Origin of the sequence: Cytobacillus kochii, assembly GCF_020171845.1 — a bacterium.
Classification (GTDB): Bacteria; Bacillota; Bacilli; order Bacillales; family Cytobacillaceae; genus Cytobacillus; species Cytobacillus kochii.
In genome coordinates this window covers 171,160-189,610 of the sequence record NZ_JAIVAM010000003.1, presented here as the reverse complement: position 1 = coordinate 189,610, position 18,451 = coordinate 171,160, and the positions used below count along the sequence as shown (strand labels likewise).

The window sequence follows — 18,451 nt, the reverse complement described above, 5'->3', positions numbered from 1 at the left end:
CTACTTTCCTCGCTTCTAATAAACATACACTAAGTCACTTATTTGAGCTGACACATTCTTTTCCGCAAAGTACGCATGTAATAACTCATTTTCATCTAGCACACTCTTTTCTTTATTCCCCGTCTCAACAATAATCGAGTGTTTACAACCACGTTGAAATTTCTCGAGCACTTTCATGATTGGTTCAGATTCTTGAACGACTAACGGTTTTAATTTACGTAGTTCACTATGCTTTCCATAGTATCGTTCCAATAAGAACCGCATAAATATATATCTGCGCTGTTTCCATTCATAGTATAAGGAAAAAAGTAAGAATGCAAGGATGATGCAAATATTAATATTAAAAGGGAGAATCCAAAGAGAAGCAATTAAAAACAATATGAGCATAAAAATAGACAGCTGTAACGCCTTCCTATGTGCATCACCAAATGCATAAAAATAAGACAAATACAAAAAGACTAGTTTTCCACCATCCAATGGCCAAATCGGAAGCAAATTAAAAAGTAAGATCATCAAGTTATACTGGACAAACAAAGAAAAGAACTCAGGTGTGACTAGCTGCCATTCAAAACATAGGAAGGCAACAGCAATCATCCAAACATGCTGTATAGGCCCTGCTAAAATTACCATTAACTCTTCTTTTAATGGACGATTGCCATGTTCGTCCATCTCTGCCACACCGCCAAATGGAAGTAACACAATGCTTTTTATTCTCCAAGAAAAAAACTGTGCGGCCACAGCATGTCCTATTTCATGAACAAAAATAATCAATAGTAAAAGAAAAAGCTCGTTGAAATGAGAAGTGATAATAGCTAATCCGACTACCAACCAGAGTAAAGGATGGATACGTATCTGCTTAAAAAGTAAGATCCATTTATTCAAAAGGAATCACCTGTGAAGGATCAACAAAGTCATCCCCTTTTTTAATGGCAAAATAAAACAGGCCTTTCCCATCCTCTTTAGTAGCCGCTTCTCCTACTTCTGCACTTTTTTCAACATAGTCATATGCTTTTACTTCAATTTCAGCTAAATTCCCATACCAAGATTGAGTTTGATCGGCATGTTGAATGATAACGGTTTGTCCAAACCCAGGTTTTTCGCCAATAAATTCAACGACTCCTCCATTTGCAGCCTCTACTTTCTCACCCATGTTTGTTTCAATCGAAATTTTTTGACCATCTTGCTCAAAGGCTTGTAATACCTTGCCTGTTGCTGGTAAGCTTGGTTGCGCTTCCTCAACAGATTCTTCTGTCTGTTTCTGCTTTGGCAAAAGGGCAAAGGTTTGTCCGAATTGCTCTTCATACCAATTAATAACAGTAGCAAACTGAAAATTCTTATCCATTGCCTCTACAACAAAGGCTTTCGGCTTTTCAAAAATTGCTCCATCATTTTTAAACATAATGGCCACTATGAGGAATAAGCAGGCTGATACGAGCACTTTAAATAGAAAAACTTCCTTTTTAAATAATGGGTGATTCGTATTTGAATCTTTAGGAGGTGGACTATCATATGAGGGAAGTTGGTCAAATCCATGCCTCTCCTCATCTTGCAACCAATTCATTTTTTTCGATTTTTTTTGAACAGGCTTATTCTTCTCCATCTCTTTTTTTCTTTTAGCCATCCGTTTTCTTATATCATCAGCTCTTGAGCTCATTATAACTTCCCACCTATTCATCAGCATTTGTACAAGTCTATGATGAGAGGTTTTTAAGTATGACAGATAGATAAGGGAGAAGTTTTTTTGTGTTGTCAAACACCTAGTTGTAGTTGGAAAGCTACCCTCTTATAAATGATCACTATATCTGTGTTTATTCTTAGACTGTTGATAGTGAATCCTTTTATTATGAACGATCTAACTCTTAGAGTGCTTTCTATAGAAGAAGATAGGGGTACTAACAGGGGTAATTGACTATACGTCGCTTTTTTGATAAAAAGCTTACATTTCTGCAATTGAATGGCTTCTTCATGGATGGTGCATTTGGACCGTTTGCTGTACTTCTTATTATTCTTAGCAGAATATTCCATAGTCCTATACCTTTTCCCATGACAAATATTAAGAAATCCTTAGTGACAACAGATCACTAAGGATTTCATTTGTTATTTTACTTTGAAGAAGTTCTTTATCTTTGTAAAAACACCGGTATTCTCTTCTTGAAGTTGTTGAAGTGGTACAGACTCGCCAAGAATTCTGCGGGCAATATTTCGATAAGCAATAGAGGCGATATTATTTGGATCCATTGCGATGGGTTCTCCTTGATTTGTCGCCCGAATCACTTGATCATCATCCGCTACAATGCCTAATAATTCTAAATCGAGGTGTCTCGTAATATCATCAATATCCATCGTATCACGGTTTTTCATAAGTTGTGGTCGGATACGATTAATAACTAACCTTGGACGTTCGATATGATCTTCTTGCTCTAACAACCCGATAATGCGATCGGCATCGCGTACCGCTGTTGCCTCTGGTGTAGTTACAACAATCGCTTTTGTTGCTCCTGAAACGGCATTACGATAGCCTTGTTCAATCCCCGCAGGACAATCAATAATAATATAATCAAAATCCTGCTTTAAATCGTCTATTAATATTTTCATTTCTTCCGGGTCAACCGCATTCTTATCACTTGTTTGTGCCGCAGGCAGGAGATAAAGAAGATCATCAAAGCGTTTATCCTTCACAAGGGCTTGCTGCATCTTACAACGCCCCTTAACTACATCCACTAAATCATAAATAATACGGTTTTCAAGGCCCATAACAACATCAAGATTTCTTAGTCCAATATCTGTATCCACAAGGCACACTCTTTTTCCTTGCAGGGCTAATGCTGTACCAATATTTGCAGATGTTGTTGTTTTACCAACGCCGCCTTTTCCGGATGTAATGACTATCGCTTCTCCCACTCTAGAATCCCCCTTGCAAATTCGATATATTTGGTCTTACATGTACCAATACTTGTAGTCTGTCGATAATGATTTGCTGCTCTTCATTCATATAAGCACATTCCATTTCGCGACTGTTTTCATCTTGTTTTTCATCAGGCGCACGAGTGATACTATCACAAATTCGAAGCTGTGTCGGTTTCATAATAGAAGCTGATATCACAGCCTCCTGGTTACCATAGTAACCCGCATGTGCAATTCCTTTTAGCTCGCCCATAATAAAAATATTGCCACCAGCTCTTACTGTTCCTCCGGGGTTTACATCTCCAATGAGCAATAAATCCCCCGGGACTTCAATCACTTGACCTGACCGAACAATTTTTGTTATAGAGACGATTTCATTTGCTTGCTTTTGCTTTTCAGCCTCATCCTTTGTCAGTACATTAGAAAGCACAGACTCCACAACAAGATTTTTCTTTTGCCTGATTAACTCTTTTATCTCTTCCTCTTGAGAGGAGGTTAAATAGCGATTACCTGTATGTACAAGGACAGATATCAATTTATCTTCTTGACTTTTACTACTCTCTATTAATTTATGATTTAATTCTTTTTTAAGTTCCTCATAAGAACAGGCATCATCAAGATGGAGTGTAATCCCATCCTTTGTGCCCTTCATCGTTACATTTTGTCTTTTATTCATTTCAAGATGTTCACCTCAAGAAAGACAAGAACAGATCCATTCTGTTATCTCGCCTCATTCTGATTCTCAATACATATTGTAGGAATAAATTCGACATCAGTTTGCAAAATCCTTTTTTCTTGCAAACTCAATCTTCACTCTGGTTGAAAAGAATAATTATATGGCAAAAGAAACCGGATAACCGGTTTCTAAAGTTGCCTGAAACAGTCATTCAACTTTATTTCTTCGTTTTTCTTCATTATTGACTAGAACAGACTTAACATTATAACGATAGTCGTTCAACATATCTTTCAAAATATTTCTTCAATGGAAAAATGACTATGACGATAAAAATGAGGTTCAATATAAGTGTTGGAATGAATCTCATAAAGATAAAATCCGAGAATCCCATTGTTGTAATACTAATAATATAGTTGACCCCATAAGATCCTAGCTCCATTAATGCTACACCAAAAAGTGTAATGATTGTCGTCACAATAAGATTATTCTGTAAGATCTTCATTAGTTGATACACAATATAAGTGACAACTGGAAATAAAAATAGGTTAATACCGATAATTTCAGTATAAACAATGTCAAACAGCAATCCAAAAATAAAAGCGTAAAGTAAACCTAGCTTCCTCGAGCCAAAAATAACTAAAAGCATAATCGCTCCAAGTAAAAAATGAGGGATAAGCCATCTCTCATTTGCAAACATCTCTGTTGGAGCGACCATAAGGGCAAATGTACTTTCAATGACGAATAAGAAAATAAATAAGAGAGGGAGAAGGTATTTTCTCAACTTTCTTCCTCCTCATTTAATTCTTCAAGCTCTTCTTGAATCTCTGGATTAATGCTGTTAAGTTTCGTTACCATTACATGTTGAATGTCATATAGGTCCGCATTCGGCTCAATATATGCAGTTTGTGTAAGGCCATATTCCGCAGGTGTAACCTCAACAACTTTTCCAATTGGCAAGCCTTTAGGGAATACTCCACCATAACCAGATGTCACTACCATTTGCCCTTTTTCTACTTTTGCATCATAAGGTATCTTCGTCATAAGCAAACGTTTTGTTTTTTCATCGTAGCCTTCAATTAATCCAAAAGTTTCTTCTTTTTTCTCACCATCTTGAACAACAGCTGAAATACGGTTCGTTGGATCTTTAGAACTCACCAGCTGAATCGTGGACGTGAAGGTTTGTGCACTTTTCACCTTACCAATGAGTCCATTAGCTGTAATAACCGCCATATTTGCCTCAATACCGTCTCTGGTTCCTTTATTTATGGTAAGCTTTTCTTCCCACCTTAAAGGATTTCTACCGATTACTGTAGCCTGTATAGGTTCATAGTCGGTTAAACTATCTTCTTTTTCTAGTATTTCACGAAGCTCAGCATTATCCTTTTCTAACAATTGTACCTCTGCCTCTAAAAATGCTAGTTTATCTAATCTAGATTTCAGTTCTTTATTTTCTTCATATGTATTTTGCAAGTCTTGAACATTTTCAAAGAAACCAGCAATGTACTGTGTTGGACCGGCAACAATGTTCTGCACCCATCCCGTCATATCTTTTAAAAACTGTTCTGGCCATGTAACACTATCTCTCTCTCTTAAAGAAAAGCCTATCAACGATACGAGAATAATGATACTTACAAGCAAAATAATCAGGCGTTTATTCAGAAAGAACTGTGGCATGCTAAACACCTCGATTGTTATATTTTATGCAATAAAAAAACTTGAAAAACAGGGCATTAATGACGGCCACTAATGCCTAATTTTTCTGTAGGTCACTATTCTTAGCGAGAGTCTTTAGATTTATTTTTAAACAAATGAATATGATCTAATGCTTTGCCAGTGCCAATCGCCACACAATCCAGTGGGTTTTCTGCAATAAGAACAGGCATTTTTGTTTCTTCACTAATCACTTTGTCCAAATTGCGTAACAACGCTCCTCCACCTGTTAAAACAATGCCACGATCCATAATATCAGCTGCTAACTCCGGTGGTGTTTTTTCTAATGTTACTTTTACAGCATCAACAATAGAGTATACCGTATCTTTTAATGCTTTTGAAATTTCATCACCTGTAATCTCAATTGTTTTTGGTAATCCAGTTAAAAGATCACGCCCACGGATTTCAAGGTTTTCTACACCCTCCGCTTCACTAGCAGAACCAATCTCTAATTTAATCATTTCAGCAGTTCGATCACCAATCATTAAATTATAAGTTTTACGGATATAATTAATGACTGCATCATCCATTTCATCCCCAGCAATGCGGATTGATTGGCTTGTAACAATTCCCCCTAAAGAAATAATAGCCACTTCAGTTGTACCGCCACCAATATCCACAACCATACTTCCTGTCGGCTCCCATACAGGTAAATTCGCACCAATTGCTGCTGCAAATGGTTCTTCAATGGTAAATGCATCCTTTGCACCAGCTTGTCTAGTTGCATCTACTACAGCTCTTTCTTCTACTGCAGTAATGCCAGAAGGTACACAGACCATAACATTCGGTTTACCTGAAAAAATGCCCTTATTTTTATTCGCTTGTTTCATATAATATTTCATCATTGTTGCTGTCGTATCATAATCAGCGATTACGCCATCTTTCATTGGTCTTAATGCCACGATATTTCCCGGTGTACGACCAATCATATTTTTAGCGTCATTCCCAACGGCAACAATATGTTTCGTATCAGTTTGAAGTGCCACGACCGATGGCTCTCTAACAACGATTCCTTTACCTTTTACATACACAAGTGTATTTGCTGTTCCTAAATCTATCCCAAGGTCTTTTGTACCAAATCCAAACATTCCTGTATCTCCCTTTCTGATACTATACGATTTTTAAAATAAGGTTTATTTAATAGGGCATCTGACAGTCCCTCATTCTTAAAAAAATGATAGGTAAAATACTATACTTCCCCTAAAAAATCATAAACAATATTATATCGTATCGTCAAATAAAAACATAGTGCTAGATATAACCTTTTTCCTTTAAACTGACAAATTTCTTTTCACCAATGATAATATGATCGAGAATATCTATCCCAATTATTTTACCACATTCAGTTAGCCTTTTCGTCACATCAATATCTTCTCTACTTGGAGTCGGATCGCCAGAGGGGTGATTATGCAGACAAATAATCGAGGCGGCAGACTGTCTGAAAGCTTCTTTATACACTTCTCGTGGGTGAACAATAGAGGCATTTAAGCTACCAATAAAAATGGTTTGTTTGCTTAAAACTTGGTTCTTAGTGTTTAAATAAAGACAAACAAAATGTTCCTGAGATAGAAAACGCATTTCGTTCATCACATAATTAGCAGCATCTTCTGGTGAACGAATGCTGTATCTTTCATCGAAGGTTAAATTAGCCATTCTTCTGCCGATTTCTACAGCTGCCATGATTTGAATGGCTTTTGCCTGGCCAATACCTTTCACTTCGGTAATTTCGCTAAGGGAAGCATCATTTAATAAACGCAATCCATCAAACTTTGTTAGCAAGCGATTGGACAGCTGCAAAACGGATTCATTTTTTGTCCCTGTCCGCAATAAAATAGCTATTAGTTCATGATTGGATAAGCTCTCTGGTCCACTTTGCATTAACCTTTCCCTCGGCCTTTCATCTTGAGGGAAGTCTTTAATCATTAAGCTTTCCGTATGCATCCCTTTCCTCCTTTTTCATTATCCAAACAAATGGTGAGGAAGTGAATAGCCCATTTTGCGCAACTCTCTAATCGTTTGTGAAATAGGCAATCCCATCACAGCAAAATAGTCTCCGTGTATTTGTTTAACAAGTGTAGCACCAATTCCTTGGATCCCATAGCCCCCCGCTTTGTCAAAAGGCTCACCCGTTTGGATATAGGCATAGATTTCTTCTTCTGATAGCGGCCAAAATTCAACTTTTGTAACAACGGAAAAACGAGTTATTTTATTAGCTGTTAGTATCGCTACACCTGTGTACACTTCATGTGTACCGTTCGATAGGTTCTTAAGCATAAGATACGCTTCATCTTCATCAATCGGTTTGCCTAAAACCTCGCCTTTTTGGACAACAACCGTATCTGAGCCAATTACAAAAGTATCACTTTCGTTATTGTAGACTGCTCTCGCTTTTCGTTCCGCCAATTGTTGCACAATTTCATCCGGCTTTAAATTGGCTTCAAACTGCTCATCAACATGACTGCCTTTTACTTTGAAAGATAAATTTATTTGTTCAAGTAGCTGTTTTCTACGAGGAGAAGTGGAAGCGAGTATGAGGGTTTGTGTTTGCATGTGGTTCACCTTACTTTCATCGTATTTCAAATTGGGAGATACCTCTCTATCGTATCAAACAATCCATCTATTAACAATTTTAAATCATCTAATAATATGATTTTACACACAAAAAATAGCCCGAAGAAAATCGAGCTAAACAGAGGTAATCTGCTAAAAATAAATATAGACAGTGAAATCAGTGTTTCATAGATTCAATTAGAAATAAAATTAAATTATTCCCCAGAAAATAATATACTAAGAAACTTTTAAGTTTGAACGATGACCGTATATGATTGTAGGAAATTTAAGACTGCCTGTTGAGCGTCCTTACCGTTATTAGCTTTTAGAGCAGTAAGCATTTTTTCCTTTAATGCTATTAAGTCTTCATGGTTCAGCCCTTGATTAATCTCATTTAACGTACTTGAATATGCATTAATTTGTTCAGGGGACGCTTCACCTGTCAATAATTGATACACTTGGGGTGAGAGCTCTAAGATTTTCTTTTCTTCTGCCGTTAAACCTTCTACCTTAGCACCATCAATCGTATACTCTTTAGCAAACACTTCTGCACCTTGACCTTCTAATTGGGTACTCATAGTCTTAGCCGCTTCACTTGTAGCTGCTACTCCGATGATAAGTGTATATTGTTCTTGATTCTGGTGGATAAATGTCGGAATACCTTTTTCCTTATACGAAGCAGCGATACCCTCTGCACTATCCTTGGTAGTAAAAACACCTCCTTGGACGATAAACGTATCTAAAGCAGGTAATTCTGCCGTCTCACTACCCGCAGTTACTGCTCCTGATGCACCTACTAGGGAATTTGCGGCGCCTCCCTCTGCCGTTTCCCCTTTATCGAGAACATTTAACATTACCAACCCAAATCCCGTTCCGATAACAACAGCAAACAGAATGGTAAAAAACATCGACGGGTTTAATTGATATTTCATTTGTTTAAAACTACTTTTCTTAGTTGTGCTTTTACTGTATTTGTTTTTCTTTTTCGTCACTTTTTCTCTATCTGCAAGTTCTTTCTCCCAATCTACTTCTTCTTCTCCACTTGGTAAAATCCAATCAAATTGATCCTCCGCTTCATTTTCCTTTGTGGCCGCTTGCTCCTTTACACCTTCTTCTTTATGCTTCGGTTGACCGTCCTGATTTAATTTTATTGTGATTGTTCTCGCCTTTCCATTATGCTTGTCCATCTTTGTCCACTTCCCTCCCTCTTGCCTTTTACTATTATTTTCATCACTTTATCATAGGAGAAAAAAAAAATAACAAGACTTTTGTCGTCTTGTTACAGAATGATTTCGTCAAATTCCATCATGGATAAAAACTTTGTCAAAGAAAGGCGTCAGTCTCTATCTTCAAAAGGATAGGACTTGCCAGCAGCTTGACCATTGACGATTTTAGGATCATTTTCCTTTAAATCCATAGCGGTAGGAAAATGATAAACTGATACAACCATAATGTAATCTCTTATACCATCTTTCACCTGGGTGATTTCGATTGACTCAATGGTTGTATACCGCTCTAGATGCTGTAATTCCTCTGTGAATGAAAGCCAATCCTCATAGCTTTGAGATTGCAAGTGCATGCTAATCACGGTCTTTTCTAATCCATTGGGCAACTTTACTTCAACCATATCTTCTTCTGATGTTGTCGAAATATCATTGATTGTTTCACTATTTGCCGCCTCATCCGAATGAACGCTTTCAACATTAATGGCCATTTGTGTAAGCTGAATTCTATTGACCGTTGCCGCTTCATCTAATAATAATAAAAATTGTTCTTCTAATGGCTCGACAGGTAGATGCAGTTGAGCATCTTCCCATTGTTCTGTGTGTGATACCGTTGTGGAAGAGCCTTGTTCCTTTAAGCCATTTAACCGTGCTTCTTCTGTGATGACCCTTTTTTGTATGGCCGATTCCTCAAGCTTGAGTGGGTATAAGTAAAGAACGTAGGTTAATACAACTGTAATAAGCATGGATAAAACAATAACCAACAACCAATATTTACTTCCTTTGAACACAGTCAACGTTTTTCCTCCTCTACGATTGAAAAATAAGAGGGATCAAACGTGAAGGAGTAACTAGCTTCAAAACGAGACCGTTCCATTTCAAATGCCTGTTGCTCATTAATCGTTGCTAAAGAAGCATCTTTAGACCAATCAGCTTGTTTAATACTGTGCAACAAATAAGCGGCTTCTCTTTGTGTATCAAATTGAACAATCATCTCAACCTGATTTTTGTTCGATAGCTGCAGCGAAAGAATATAGCCTCTTGTTGGCAAAAGAGCTGTTAATTCAGATAAAAAACCGGTGATATTCACGCGTTCTTGTTCTAGCCAAGTTGTCGCATTTATTAACTCTTCTAGCGATTGTGATTGCTCTCTCTCATTCGACATTTCTGTTTGCTCTAATATTTCAACTTGTATATACGCTAATTCTTCCTCAATTGACTGGATACTTCTTTTTATTTTGTAGGCTCCTACGAAAATCGAAGCTAAGAGTAGTAGCAGGATGACCAACAAGATAACTATAAAAGTTGGGTTAACTAAAGGCTTTTGCTTTTGCAACAAATTTATATTGACTGTCATTTAAAGCACATCCTTTAACGCTAACCCCAGCACCTTATTCATTGAAGGTACAATCGTTTTATCATCCATTATTTTCCTAGCGTCAACAATGGCTATACGGCTTGTCATTCTACTACTTAAAAACAACTGAAAACTATGTATAATATTTTCACCACTTAATAAAACAGTTGTAGTTGCATGATTGGTTTGTTGAAGGGTGAAAAAATGAAAATCTTGTAATCGATCCACTTCACGATACACTTCGGTAAATAAATAATCATCATTGGTTAATTCTATATTGTCATCATAGGGTAAATAATGAACAAGCATAGGAATACCATGATGAATGATAGAGATATGAACACCTTGTTTTTCAAAATGAATGATAACAACACTCTCATTAACCTCAGCTAATCCTAAATAGGCGCTCAACCTCCATATAGATAATGCTGTGATCTCTGCTTCTACTGGGTAAACATTAGCTTGAGCGATTACTTGTTCAAACTGATGAACGAGCGTCTCCTCCGCAGCAACTAACAACACACGTTTCTCTTCATTCACCTCTTTACTAGGCATGAGGTGATAATCAAATACTGGTTGTTGAAAAGGTAAATGAATGCTCGCCCCTATTTCCATATCCAAATATCCATGAATATGCTTTTCAGGCACTTCATCAGGAATAACTACTGACCTTACAACACTTTGTCCATCCGGGACTATAAATCTAACTTTTTTTCGATGAAGCTGCCATTCTTCCACACAGCTTTGGAGGATTAAGGATAACCCCGTTTCATCTATTATTTTTCCTTCTTCAATGATTCCTTTTGCAATAGGTTTCACTGCTAGCTTTGTACCATAAGGAAACTGCCGCTTGTTCACTTGGCAATAGCGAATGCAATCATCCTCTATAACTAAATTACAAAAGCTTTTTCTTAAGAAAGATAAAGCCATCATTTAAACTCCTTTGTCTAAACTAGAAGATTTGTAAATAATACAGCCATATTTCTTTACCGAAAAAGTAAGCAGATAGCGCCCCTGCTGCAATAAAAGGGCCAAAGGGGATGGGGTTGCCTCGTTTAACTTTGCCTAGTAGCATAGCTAGTAAACCGAATACAGCGCCGTAAATCGTCGCAAGGAAAAAGGTTAACAAGACAAGCTTTGCACCAAGTGCAAACCCTAATAACGCAAACAGTTTAATATCACCGCCGCCCATCCCACCATTACTCACAACTGCAATGGCAAGAAGCAAAAAGAAGCCAATAGCGCAACCTACTAAACTATCCCACCAAGGTGAAAGTGGCCAAATCAATCGTTCTATTATAAAAATGACTGCAAAACTTAGCAAAATACGATCCGGTATTAACATATATTGAATATCCGACACAAAAATAATCATAAATAAAGAAATCAACGTTAGAGCAAACAAAAGCTCTGGCGTCCAACCTAACGTGACAAGCGCGAGTACGAATAACAGCCCTGTTAACAGTTCAACGATAGGATATAATGGCGAGATCCTCACACCACAGTGACGACATTTCCCGCCCTGAAATAAATAAGATAACACTGGCACCAATTCAAATGCTTGTAAGTTATGGCCGCAGTCAGGACAAGCTGACCGCGGTTTTACAATCGATTTTTTCATAGGTACCCTCAAACCGACAACATTGTAAAAGGAGCCGAGGATGAGGCCTGTGATAAATAAGTAGATTAGTAGAATGTGATTGACCTCCTAACTTTGTTCCTTAACACTTTCTCTAGATAAGTCAGATTCTTGAACGGCTTCATTATTACCGTCAGAAACTGATCTTTCTCCGTTTGTTAAGAAAACTTTGTATGTAATATTGTTTTCTCTTTTTTCCACCTCAACATAAGAACCATTCTTATTTTTAGTTCTTTTATATCCATTTTTAACTTTATCTGGATCATCCATCTTCTCCAAATACCCAGATTCTTCTAAATCAACTAAATAGAACTTTTCATTTTCAGTGCTTCCTGGAATAACATCCTCTGAAGCTACCATTAATTTAGCCGAACTAATCATCTGCCTTGCATTGGCGACGTGAGCATCCTTTTTACTATTATCAATCAATCCTCCGATACTAGGCACAGCAATGGCTGCTAGTATGCCGAGGATGACAACAACTGCTAATAATTCAACAAGCGTTAGCCCTCGCTCATTTTTACACTGTTTTTTCCATTTTTTCAACATGTTCATCTACCTTTCTATCATTTTATTTAAAATAGGTATAATTACCTAAGTATATTATACTATTTTTCTGTGAAATAAATAGATATTTTTTCCTCTAAATGGTAGATTTTATTCGACATGATTGAAAATATCAAACATCGGCACAACGATACTCATAACGATTGTACCGACGATAAGTGCTAAGATGATAATCATAAGCGGTTCAAGCAGCGCTTTCATCCGTTCGGTTGTCTGATCGATTTCACTATCATATAAATCAGCTACTTTTTCAAGCATCTCATCTAAGGAACCACTTCTTTCACCAACGGCAATCATATGTGAAAGCAATGGAGGTAGTAGGCGATTCTTCATTGGTTTCGCTAATGATTTTCCTGTCTCAATACTGAGGTTTGCATCTTGTAGAATCGTTTTTATTACCGTTAAGGAAGCCATTCTTTCCACTATTTTAAGTGCTTCTACAATCGATACTGAACTGATTAACAAGCTCGATAATGTTCTCGTAAATAAAGCGACCTCTTTAATAATAAGCATTCTTCCGATAAAAGGGGTGCGTAACAATAACCAGTCTCTACAACCTTTAAGGAGTTTATGATCACGAAATAGTAAAATCGTGAGCACAAGCACGAATAAGAAAAAGAGAATCATATACCAGTTCATCGTAAGGTAGTCACTAATACGAAGGACAAATATCGTAATGGCTGGAAGTTCTGCATTGAAACCTGCGAACATTTGAACAAATGTCGGTACCACTTGTAACATTAAAAATAGAACAACAAAAATAGCAATGATGCTAACAACAATAGGATAGGCTAGGGCAGATAAAACCTTGTTTTTTAGCTGATTCTGTTTTTCATAATAATCAGCCAGACGGCGTACGACATCATCTAGCATCCCCCCGGCTTCTCCGGCATGTATCATATGAATCATATAAGGCTGAAACAAATCAGGGTGTTCTTTTACTGCTTCCGATAGAGGCTTTCCTTCATCCAAAGTGTCTCTCATACTTAATAATGCTTGCTTTAATCGTTTATTTTCCGTCTGCTCTGCTAACATATCTGTTGCCTCAATTACTGTAATTCCAGCTTGTAAAAGGGCAGCGAATTGCCTCAAATACACTACAAGCACACTTGTCTTTAATCCCTTTTTTATAGCAATATCTTTCGTCCAGAATGTTTCTCTCACTTCATTTAATTCGATAACCCGAAATCCTTTTTGCTCTAATTTAGTAACCGCCTCTTTTTTTGTCCAGCCATGGATGATTCCTGTTCGCTTTCCTTTTAAGCTTTTAGCGACATATGAGAATCTAGCCATGACGTCTCCTTTCTTTTATAAAGGGAGAAGCCACCTCCGGAGAGATGAGCTGTTTTTGTAATAATTTCGTTACGCTAGTCTCTATTGTATGCATGCCAATCTCTCTTGATGTTTGCATCACATTGATGAGCTGATGGATTTTCTCGTTACGAATAAGGTTAGCTACTGCTGCTGTATTCACTAATAATTCAGTAGCTACCGTTCGACCTGTACCCGTTTTTAAGGGCAAGAGTCGCTGCGAAAAAACCCCTACTAAGACAGATGCAAGTTGAAAGCGAATTTGCGTTTGTTGGTCAGCCGGAAAAACATCAATCATGCGATTAATGGTTGAAGGAGCACTAGATGTATGCAATGTGCCTAGAACGAGATGACCCGTTTCAGCAGCTGTAATCGCTGTTTGAATCGTTTCAAGGTCACGCATTTCACCCACCAATATGACGTCAGGGTCTTGTCTTAATGCAGCCCGCAGCCCGTTGGCAAAGTTTTGTGTATCAAAACCGACTTCTCTCTGATTAATAATTGACCGATGATGTTTATGTAAATACTCAATCGGATCTTCTAAAGTGATAATATGCTTACATAAAGTATCATTCATTTGTTGAATAATAGCCGCTAATGTTGTTGATTTGCCGCTACCTGTTGGTCCAGTCACCAAGAAAAGCCCTTGTGGTTGCTCAACTATTTTAGCTAACACCGGCGGTAAAGAAAGCTGATTCAATGTTGGAATGCTGACTGGAACAACACGAATTGCGAGGCTTATACATGACCTTTGATGATAAGCATTCACTCTAAAACGTGATAAACCAGGAATGCCATATGAGAAATCTAATTCCCCTTTTTCTTTAAATTTTTTCCATAGATGAACAGGAATGATTTCTTTAGCCATCTCCTCTGTCGCCTGTGGTGTTAATACTTCCTCTGTGATTCTTTCTAGCACACCATTGTTACGAATAATCGGTTGAGTCCCTACACTAATATGTAAGTCAGATGCCTGTTTGTTATACGCGCTCGTTAACAAATCTATCATTTTCATTCCCTAAACTCCCCCCTTCCTCTAACATCGTTACCTTTAACACTTCCTCTAAAGTGGTCAGCCCTTGAGAGATTTTATGCAATCCGTCTTCTAATAAGCTTCTCATCCCAGCTTTCTTCGCTGCGATTTTTAATGTAGTAGTATCATGATCAGTAGTAATGATTTTTCGCAAAGCGTCGTTTAATGTAAAAACTTCATGTAAAGCGATTCTCCCTTTATACCCTGTCATCTGGCAATGACTGCAACCTCTCCCTCTTTGTAAGTTTTCGAGTTCAATTCCTTTGTTAGCAAATACCGTTTGTTCATACGAAGTCGGTGTAACGGTTTCCTTACATTCAAGACAGACTTTGCGTACCAATCTTTGAGCAACCACACCATTTAATGCTGAGCTCACAAGAAAAGGTTCAATTCCCATATCGATTAACCTCATCACCGTTGACACACTATCATTTGTATGGAGAGTACTTAAAACGAGATGCCCTGTTAAAGCTGCCCTTATAGCGACTTGGGCTGTTTCTTGATCTCTTATTTCACCGATCATGATGATATTTGGGTCTTGCCTTAATATAGATCTCAATCCACTAGCAAAGGTCATCCCCACTTGCTTATGAACTTGTAGCTGATTGATTCCTTTTAGAATTTGTTCAACAGGGTCTTCGATCGTAATGATATTGACTTCTTCTTTATTCATTTCATGTAAGGCGGCATATAAGGTGGATGTTTTTCCAGCACCAGTTGGTCCTGTAATTAGAACGATACCTGCTGGTTGCTGAATCATCTGCCTTATTTGCATTAAATGTTCTTTTTGAAAGCCAAGATGTTCGAACTGCATAAGCCGCTCCTGCCGATCTAATATTCTTAATACCGCTTTTTCCCCATGAACCGTCGGAATAAGAGACACCCTTATATCGACCGTGCGATAATCAATTGGTATTTTGACACGTCCGTCTTGTGCTATCCTTTGCTCGGTTGTATCCAACTCTGCCATAATTTTAATTCTTGAAAATAGTTCATTTTGGATAGATTTCGGTAATTCCCGCTCTCGATGTAATAACCCATCAACGCGAAAGCGAATAACAACACTGTTTTCTTGTGCATCTATATGAATATCACTAGCCTTCATGGCAATGGCACTACTTAATAATTGATCTATTAACTGGATAATCGGTGCATTCCTTCTACTTCTTTGCTTTCCTTTCCTTTCACTCCCAGCTGCCACTTCTTCTTTAGGTTCATCTCGATAATAGCGATGGATCGTACGAACAATATCATCTTTAGCAGCAATGGCCGGATGAATCTTATACCCTGTTGTTAAACGAAGATCATCAATTGTATAGTAATCTAGAGGGTCCGCCATCGCCACGAGGAGATGGTCACCCTCAAGCTTTAAAGGAATGACAAGATTTCTCTTCGACACTTCCATTGAGATAAGTTGCAAAATAGAGGGATTGATTGGATAAGCCGTTAAGTCCACATGAGGAATGCCCAATTGCCACTCGAGCGCTTGAATGAGTTGTTTCTCCGTTATTAATTCGCTTTGTAGTAAGGCATCCCCAAGCTTTTGACTCTTGTTCTTTTCCCGTAATACCTTCTCTAATGCTTCATGGGTGATGACACCAGCATCTATTAATAATTCGCCTAATTTTTTGCGCAAGAGATTTCCTCCTTTATTTCTCCATTTTTTCGCCCTCTATCCCCCATAAATCATCACGCGGTTCACTTTCTTCATTTGAATCCTTTGTTACTTCTTTGTTCTCTTCTTCTTCCCTACCGTCACCTCTCCATTCAATTGTAGATATGGGGGGATAATAATCTTTCAATCTAGCAAATGTCTCTATGAACATACCTTTTCGCTTTTGGCGCTCAATGACAACCCGTATACCCATGGCACCTTCTTCAATGATTTTCGCACCGTCTTCTAACCCTTCTTGGTTATATACCTTTGTCAGTGGCTCAATTTGCTCCGTCTCTTTTATTACAGCCTCATAATCATAAATAAATGGTGGCCCCAATAAAGTAAAATACATCCTCCCCCTGCTCTCTTCTATTTTGATTGTATAATTGACAGTATGAGGGTTGTAGAATTTGAAATCATGTTGTCTTTTCTTGTCCACGTAAGCTTCATATCCTGCCTCAGTAAAGCTTGGAAGCTTATTTTGAATGTATCTTTCTTCAATGGAAAAATTCGTATGTAAAATAAGTTGATAAATGCCTGTTGCTATTATAGGTAGATCATTTTCCTCACCGAATTGATCTAACACAGAGAAAAGGGAACGTTTATCGATAGCAACGGATTGGGCATAGCCACTCCAATCATCATCTACTTGTAGTACAACTTGAGCGAGTGGTTCTTGTACCAGTGTTACTAGTAAGTACTCCTCTATTTGCACATTAAAGGATGTTTCTAATCTACTAACTTTATCTACCATGTCCTCATAGATTTTATTCATCTCTTCTTCATTCAACGTCAATTGTGAAAATAATTCTTCTACACGCTCATAAAACAATTGCTTATCATATTCAACAAAAAGTGGATGATTTGTTCCTTCTGTTATTTCTTTAACAGTACCCTCCACGTTAAAGCGAAATAATTGCGGGTCAAGTATCCATTCTTCATCTAGATAGGTAACCTTTATTTGTGCTTTATTTCGCCATTGTTCAACTTTTTGCAGTAACTTACTTTTTATTTCTCCTTCACTTAAACCTTTAATGACCACATCTGCCACTTTCGTTTTACTTGAATGAATAGAAGGAGGAGTGGCATGAGCAACATACTGCCAAACGATGATGAGCAAAAGAATTAGTACAATACTTGTTAGAATTATTCTTGCTTTCATTTTTCTTCACCTTCATGTACGAACGCCATTGCAGCTCCGCACTTATTTTTATAAATAGGGATGATACCTAACCCTTCTATATCCAATGCATTGTCACAGGTACAAGCACTCGTCTCATCTCCTATCTCAACCCAAGATGTATCTGTAGCGAAAACCACACAGTGATGGTCAGATAGCGCGATCGCCTTGTTCCCTTCTTGGGTAGAAAATAGGGTTACTCCTACTTCAATCAAACGATGATGTTGGATATCAAATTGACTTTGAGTGATTTGTTTGGTTGATTGAAGGACACCTAACAAAAGCGGTGGGATGATAATAAATAGCAACAATATAATCAAGAGAACAGTAACAAGTGCATACCCCTTTTCGCCATTTTCCTTTACTCGCACCTTGAACCCTCACCTTCAAGTTGTGATATACCATAGAGTTCCTCTAAAGGCTCATCTCCTTCCTTTCCAGTAGAGACAGTAACCTTCAAAATAGCTTTTTCTTCCACCATCTTTTGAATCACTTTAATCACATATTCTTGTTCGTTTATATCAACAGTTTCTTGACCGCACGTTCCCTCTATTAATGCTTTCTCTGCTAGTTGTATTGCAGTAAAATCAGCCTCCGTTCTTGTTATTTGTCCGTTTGCATTGATAAAGACAGAAATAAACACA

21 protein-coding genes are annotated in these 18,451 nt (G+C 37.6%); all 21 read right to left on the bottom strand.

What is annotated here, in order from left to right:
- Positions 1 to 15: 15 nt before the first annotated feature.
- The 21 genes from LCM23_RS04355 to LCM23_RS04255 all read right to left on the bottom strand — a co-directional run bounded on the left by LCM23_RS04355 (position 16) and on the right by LCM23_RS04255 (position 18,450).
- Entirely contained in the window at positions 16 to 882 is an 867-nt protein-coding gene (locus tag LCM23_RS04355; RefSeq protein WP_224935855.1) for a M50 family metallopeptidase, read from the bottom strand.
- Entirely contained in the window at positions 875 to 1,654 is a 780-nt protein-coding gene (locus LCM23_RS04350) for a M23 family metallopeptidase (RefSeq protein WP_224935854.1), read from the bottom strand. Before LCM23_RS04350 ends, LCM23_RS04355 begins: the two co-directional genes overlap by 8 nt.
- Before the next feature lie 443 nt (positions 1,655 to 2,097).
- The gene (minD, locus tag LCM23_RS04345) at positions 2,098 to 2,901 is read right to left on the bottom strand and encodes a septum site-determining protein MinD (protein WP_224935853.1); all 804 of its coding nucleotides are present in this window, start codon (positions 2,899 to 2,901) and stop codon (positions 2,098 to 2,100) included.
- A gap of 1 nt (position 2,902) precedes the next feature.
- Positions 2,903 to 3,580 (bottom strand): septum site-determining protein MinC, encoded by a 678-nt coding sequence (gene minC, locus LCM23_RS04340; protein ID WP_224935852.1) that lies wholly within the window; start codon positions 3,578 to 3,580, stop codon positions 2,903 to 2,905.
- A 262-nt stretch (positions 3,581 to 3,842) separates the two neighbouring features.
- A complete protein-coding gene (gene mreD, locus LCM23_RS04335; protein ID WP_224935851.1) occupies positions 3,843 to 4,361 on the bottom strand; it encodes a rod shape-determining protein MreD in 519 nt (172 codons plus the stop codon).
- Positions 4,358 to 5,254 carry a rod shape-determining protein MreC gene (mreC, locus tag LCM23_RS04330; RefSeq protein ID WP_224935850.1) on the bottom strand — a complete coding sequence of 299 codons (897 nt, stop codon included), beginning with the start codon at positions 5,252 to 5,254 and terminating at the stop codon, positions 4,358 to 4,360. The genes mreD and mreC overlap by 4 nt, the downstream gene beginning before the upstream one ends.
- 101 nt (positions 5,255 to 5,355) lie before the next feature.
- On the bottom strand, positions 5,356 to 6,378 hold the full coding sequence (locus LCM23_RS04325; RefSeq protein ID WP_095372401.1) for a rod shape-determining protein: 1,023 nt from the start codon (positions 6,376 to 6,378) through the stop codon (positions 5,356 to 5,358).
- Between the two features lie 163 nt (positions 6,379 to 6,541).
- Positions 6,542 to 7,231: a RadC family protein gene (gene radC, locus LCM23_RS04320; protein ID WP_224935849.1), complete on the bottom strand. Its 690-nt coding sequence runs from the start codon at positions 7,229 to 7,231 to the stop codon at positions 6,542 to 6,544.
- Between the two features lie 18 nt (positions 7,232 to 7,249).
- Positions 7,250 to 7,840 (bottom strand): Maf family protein, encoded by a 591-nt coding sequence (locus LCM23_RS04315; RefSeq protein ID WP_224935848.1) that lies wholly within the window; start codon positions 7,838 to 7,840, stop codon positions 7,250 to 7,252.
- A gap of 248 nt (positions 7,841 to 8,088) precedes the next feature.
- A complete protein-coding gene (locus tag LCM23_RS04310) occupies positions 8,089 to 9,027 on the bottom strand; it encodes an SPOR domain-containing protein (protein WP_224935847.1) in 939 nt (312 codons plus the stop codon).
- Between the two features lie 149 nt (positions 9,028 to 9,176).
- Positions 9,177 to 9,860: a hypothetical protein gene (locus tag LCM23_RS04305; RefSeq protein ID WP_224935846.1), complete on the bottom strand. Its 684-nt coding sequence runs from the start codon at positions 9,858 to 9,860 to the stop codon at positions 9,177 to 9,179.
- Positions 9,857 to 10,420: a hypothetical protein gene (locus LCM23_RS04300; protein WP_224935845.1), complete on the bottom strand. Its 564-nt coding sequence runs from the start codon at positions 10,418 to 10,420 to the stop codon at positions 9,857 to 9,859. Before LCM23_RS04300 ends, LCM23_RS04305 begins: the two co-directional genes overlap by 4 nt.
- Positions 10,421 to 11,350 carry a type IV pilus biogenesis protein PilM gene (pilM, locus tag LCM23_RS04295; protein WP_224935844.1) on the bottom strand — a complete coding sequence of 310 codons (930 nt, stop codon included), beginning with the start codon at positions 11,348 to 11,350 and terminating at the stop codon, positions 10,421 to 10,423.
- Between the two features lie 22 nt (positions 11,351 to 11,372).
- The gene (locus LCM23_RS04290) at positions 11,373 to 12,116 is read right to left on the bottom strand and encodes a prepilin peptidase (RefSeq protein WP_281202394.1); all 744 of its coding nucleotides are present in this window, start codon (positions 12,114 to 12,116) and stop codon (positions 11,373 to 11,375) included.
- Between the two features lie 12 nt (positions 12,117 to 12,128).
- Complete coding sequence (locus tag LCM23_RS04285) at positions 12,129 to 12,605, bottom strand: type II secretion system protein (protein ID WP_404826576.1); 477 nt, start codon at positions 12,603 to 12,605, stop codon at positions 12,129 to 12,131.
- Between the two features lie 111 nt (positions 12,606 to 12,716).
- Positions 12,717 to 13,919, bottom strand: a complete 1,203-nt coding sequence (locus LCM23_RS04280; RefSeq protein WP_224935842.1) for a type II secretion system F family protein — start codon at positions 13,917 to 13,919, stop codon at positions 12,717 to 12,719.
- Positions 13,912 to 14,952: a type IV pilus twitching motility protein PilT gene (locus tag LCM23_RS04275; RefSeq protein WP_224935841.1), complete on the bottom strand. Its 1,041-nt coding sequence runs from the start codon at positions 14,950 to 14,952 to the stop codon at positions 13,912 to 13,914. Before LCM23_RS04275 ends, LCM23_RS04280 begins: the two co-directional genes overlap by 8 nt.
- A complete protein-coding gene (locus tag LCM23_RS04270) occupies positions 14,918 to 16,606 on the bottom strand; it encodes a GspE/PulE family protein (protein ID WP_224935840.1) in 1,689 nt (562 codons plus the stop codon). Before LCM23_RS04270 ends, LCM23_RS04275 begins: the two co-directional genes overlap by 35 nt.
- A 13-nt stretch (positions 16,607 to 16,619) precedes the next feature.
- Entirely contained in the window at positions 16,620 to 17,789 is a 1,170-nt protein-coding gene (locus LCM23_RS04265; protein ID WP_224935839.1) for a VanW family protein, read from the bottom strand.
- The gene (locus tag LCM23_RS04260) at positions 17,786 to 18,178 is read right to left on the bottom strand and encodes a hypothetical protein (RefSeq protein WP_224935838.1); all 393 of its coding nucleotides are present in this window, start codon (positions 18,176 to 18,178) and stop codon (positions 17,786 to 17,788) included. The genes LCM23_RS04265 and LCM23_RS04260 overlap by 4 nt, the downstream gene beginning before the upstream one ends.
- Positions 18,169 to 18,450 carry a hypothetical protein gene (locus LCM23_RS04255; RefSeq protein WP_263624127.1) on the bottom strand — a complete coding sequence of 94 codons (282 nt, stop codon included), beginning with the start codon at positions 18,448 to 18,450 and terminating at the stop codon, positions 18,169 to 18,171. The genes LCM23_RS04260 and LCM23_RS04255 overlap by 10 nt, the downstream gene beginning before the upstream one ends.
- Between the last annotated feature and the right edge of the window lies 1 nt (position 18,451).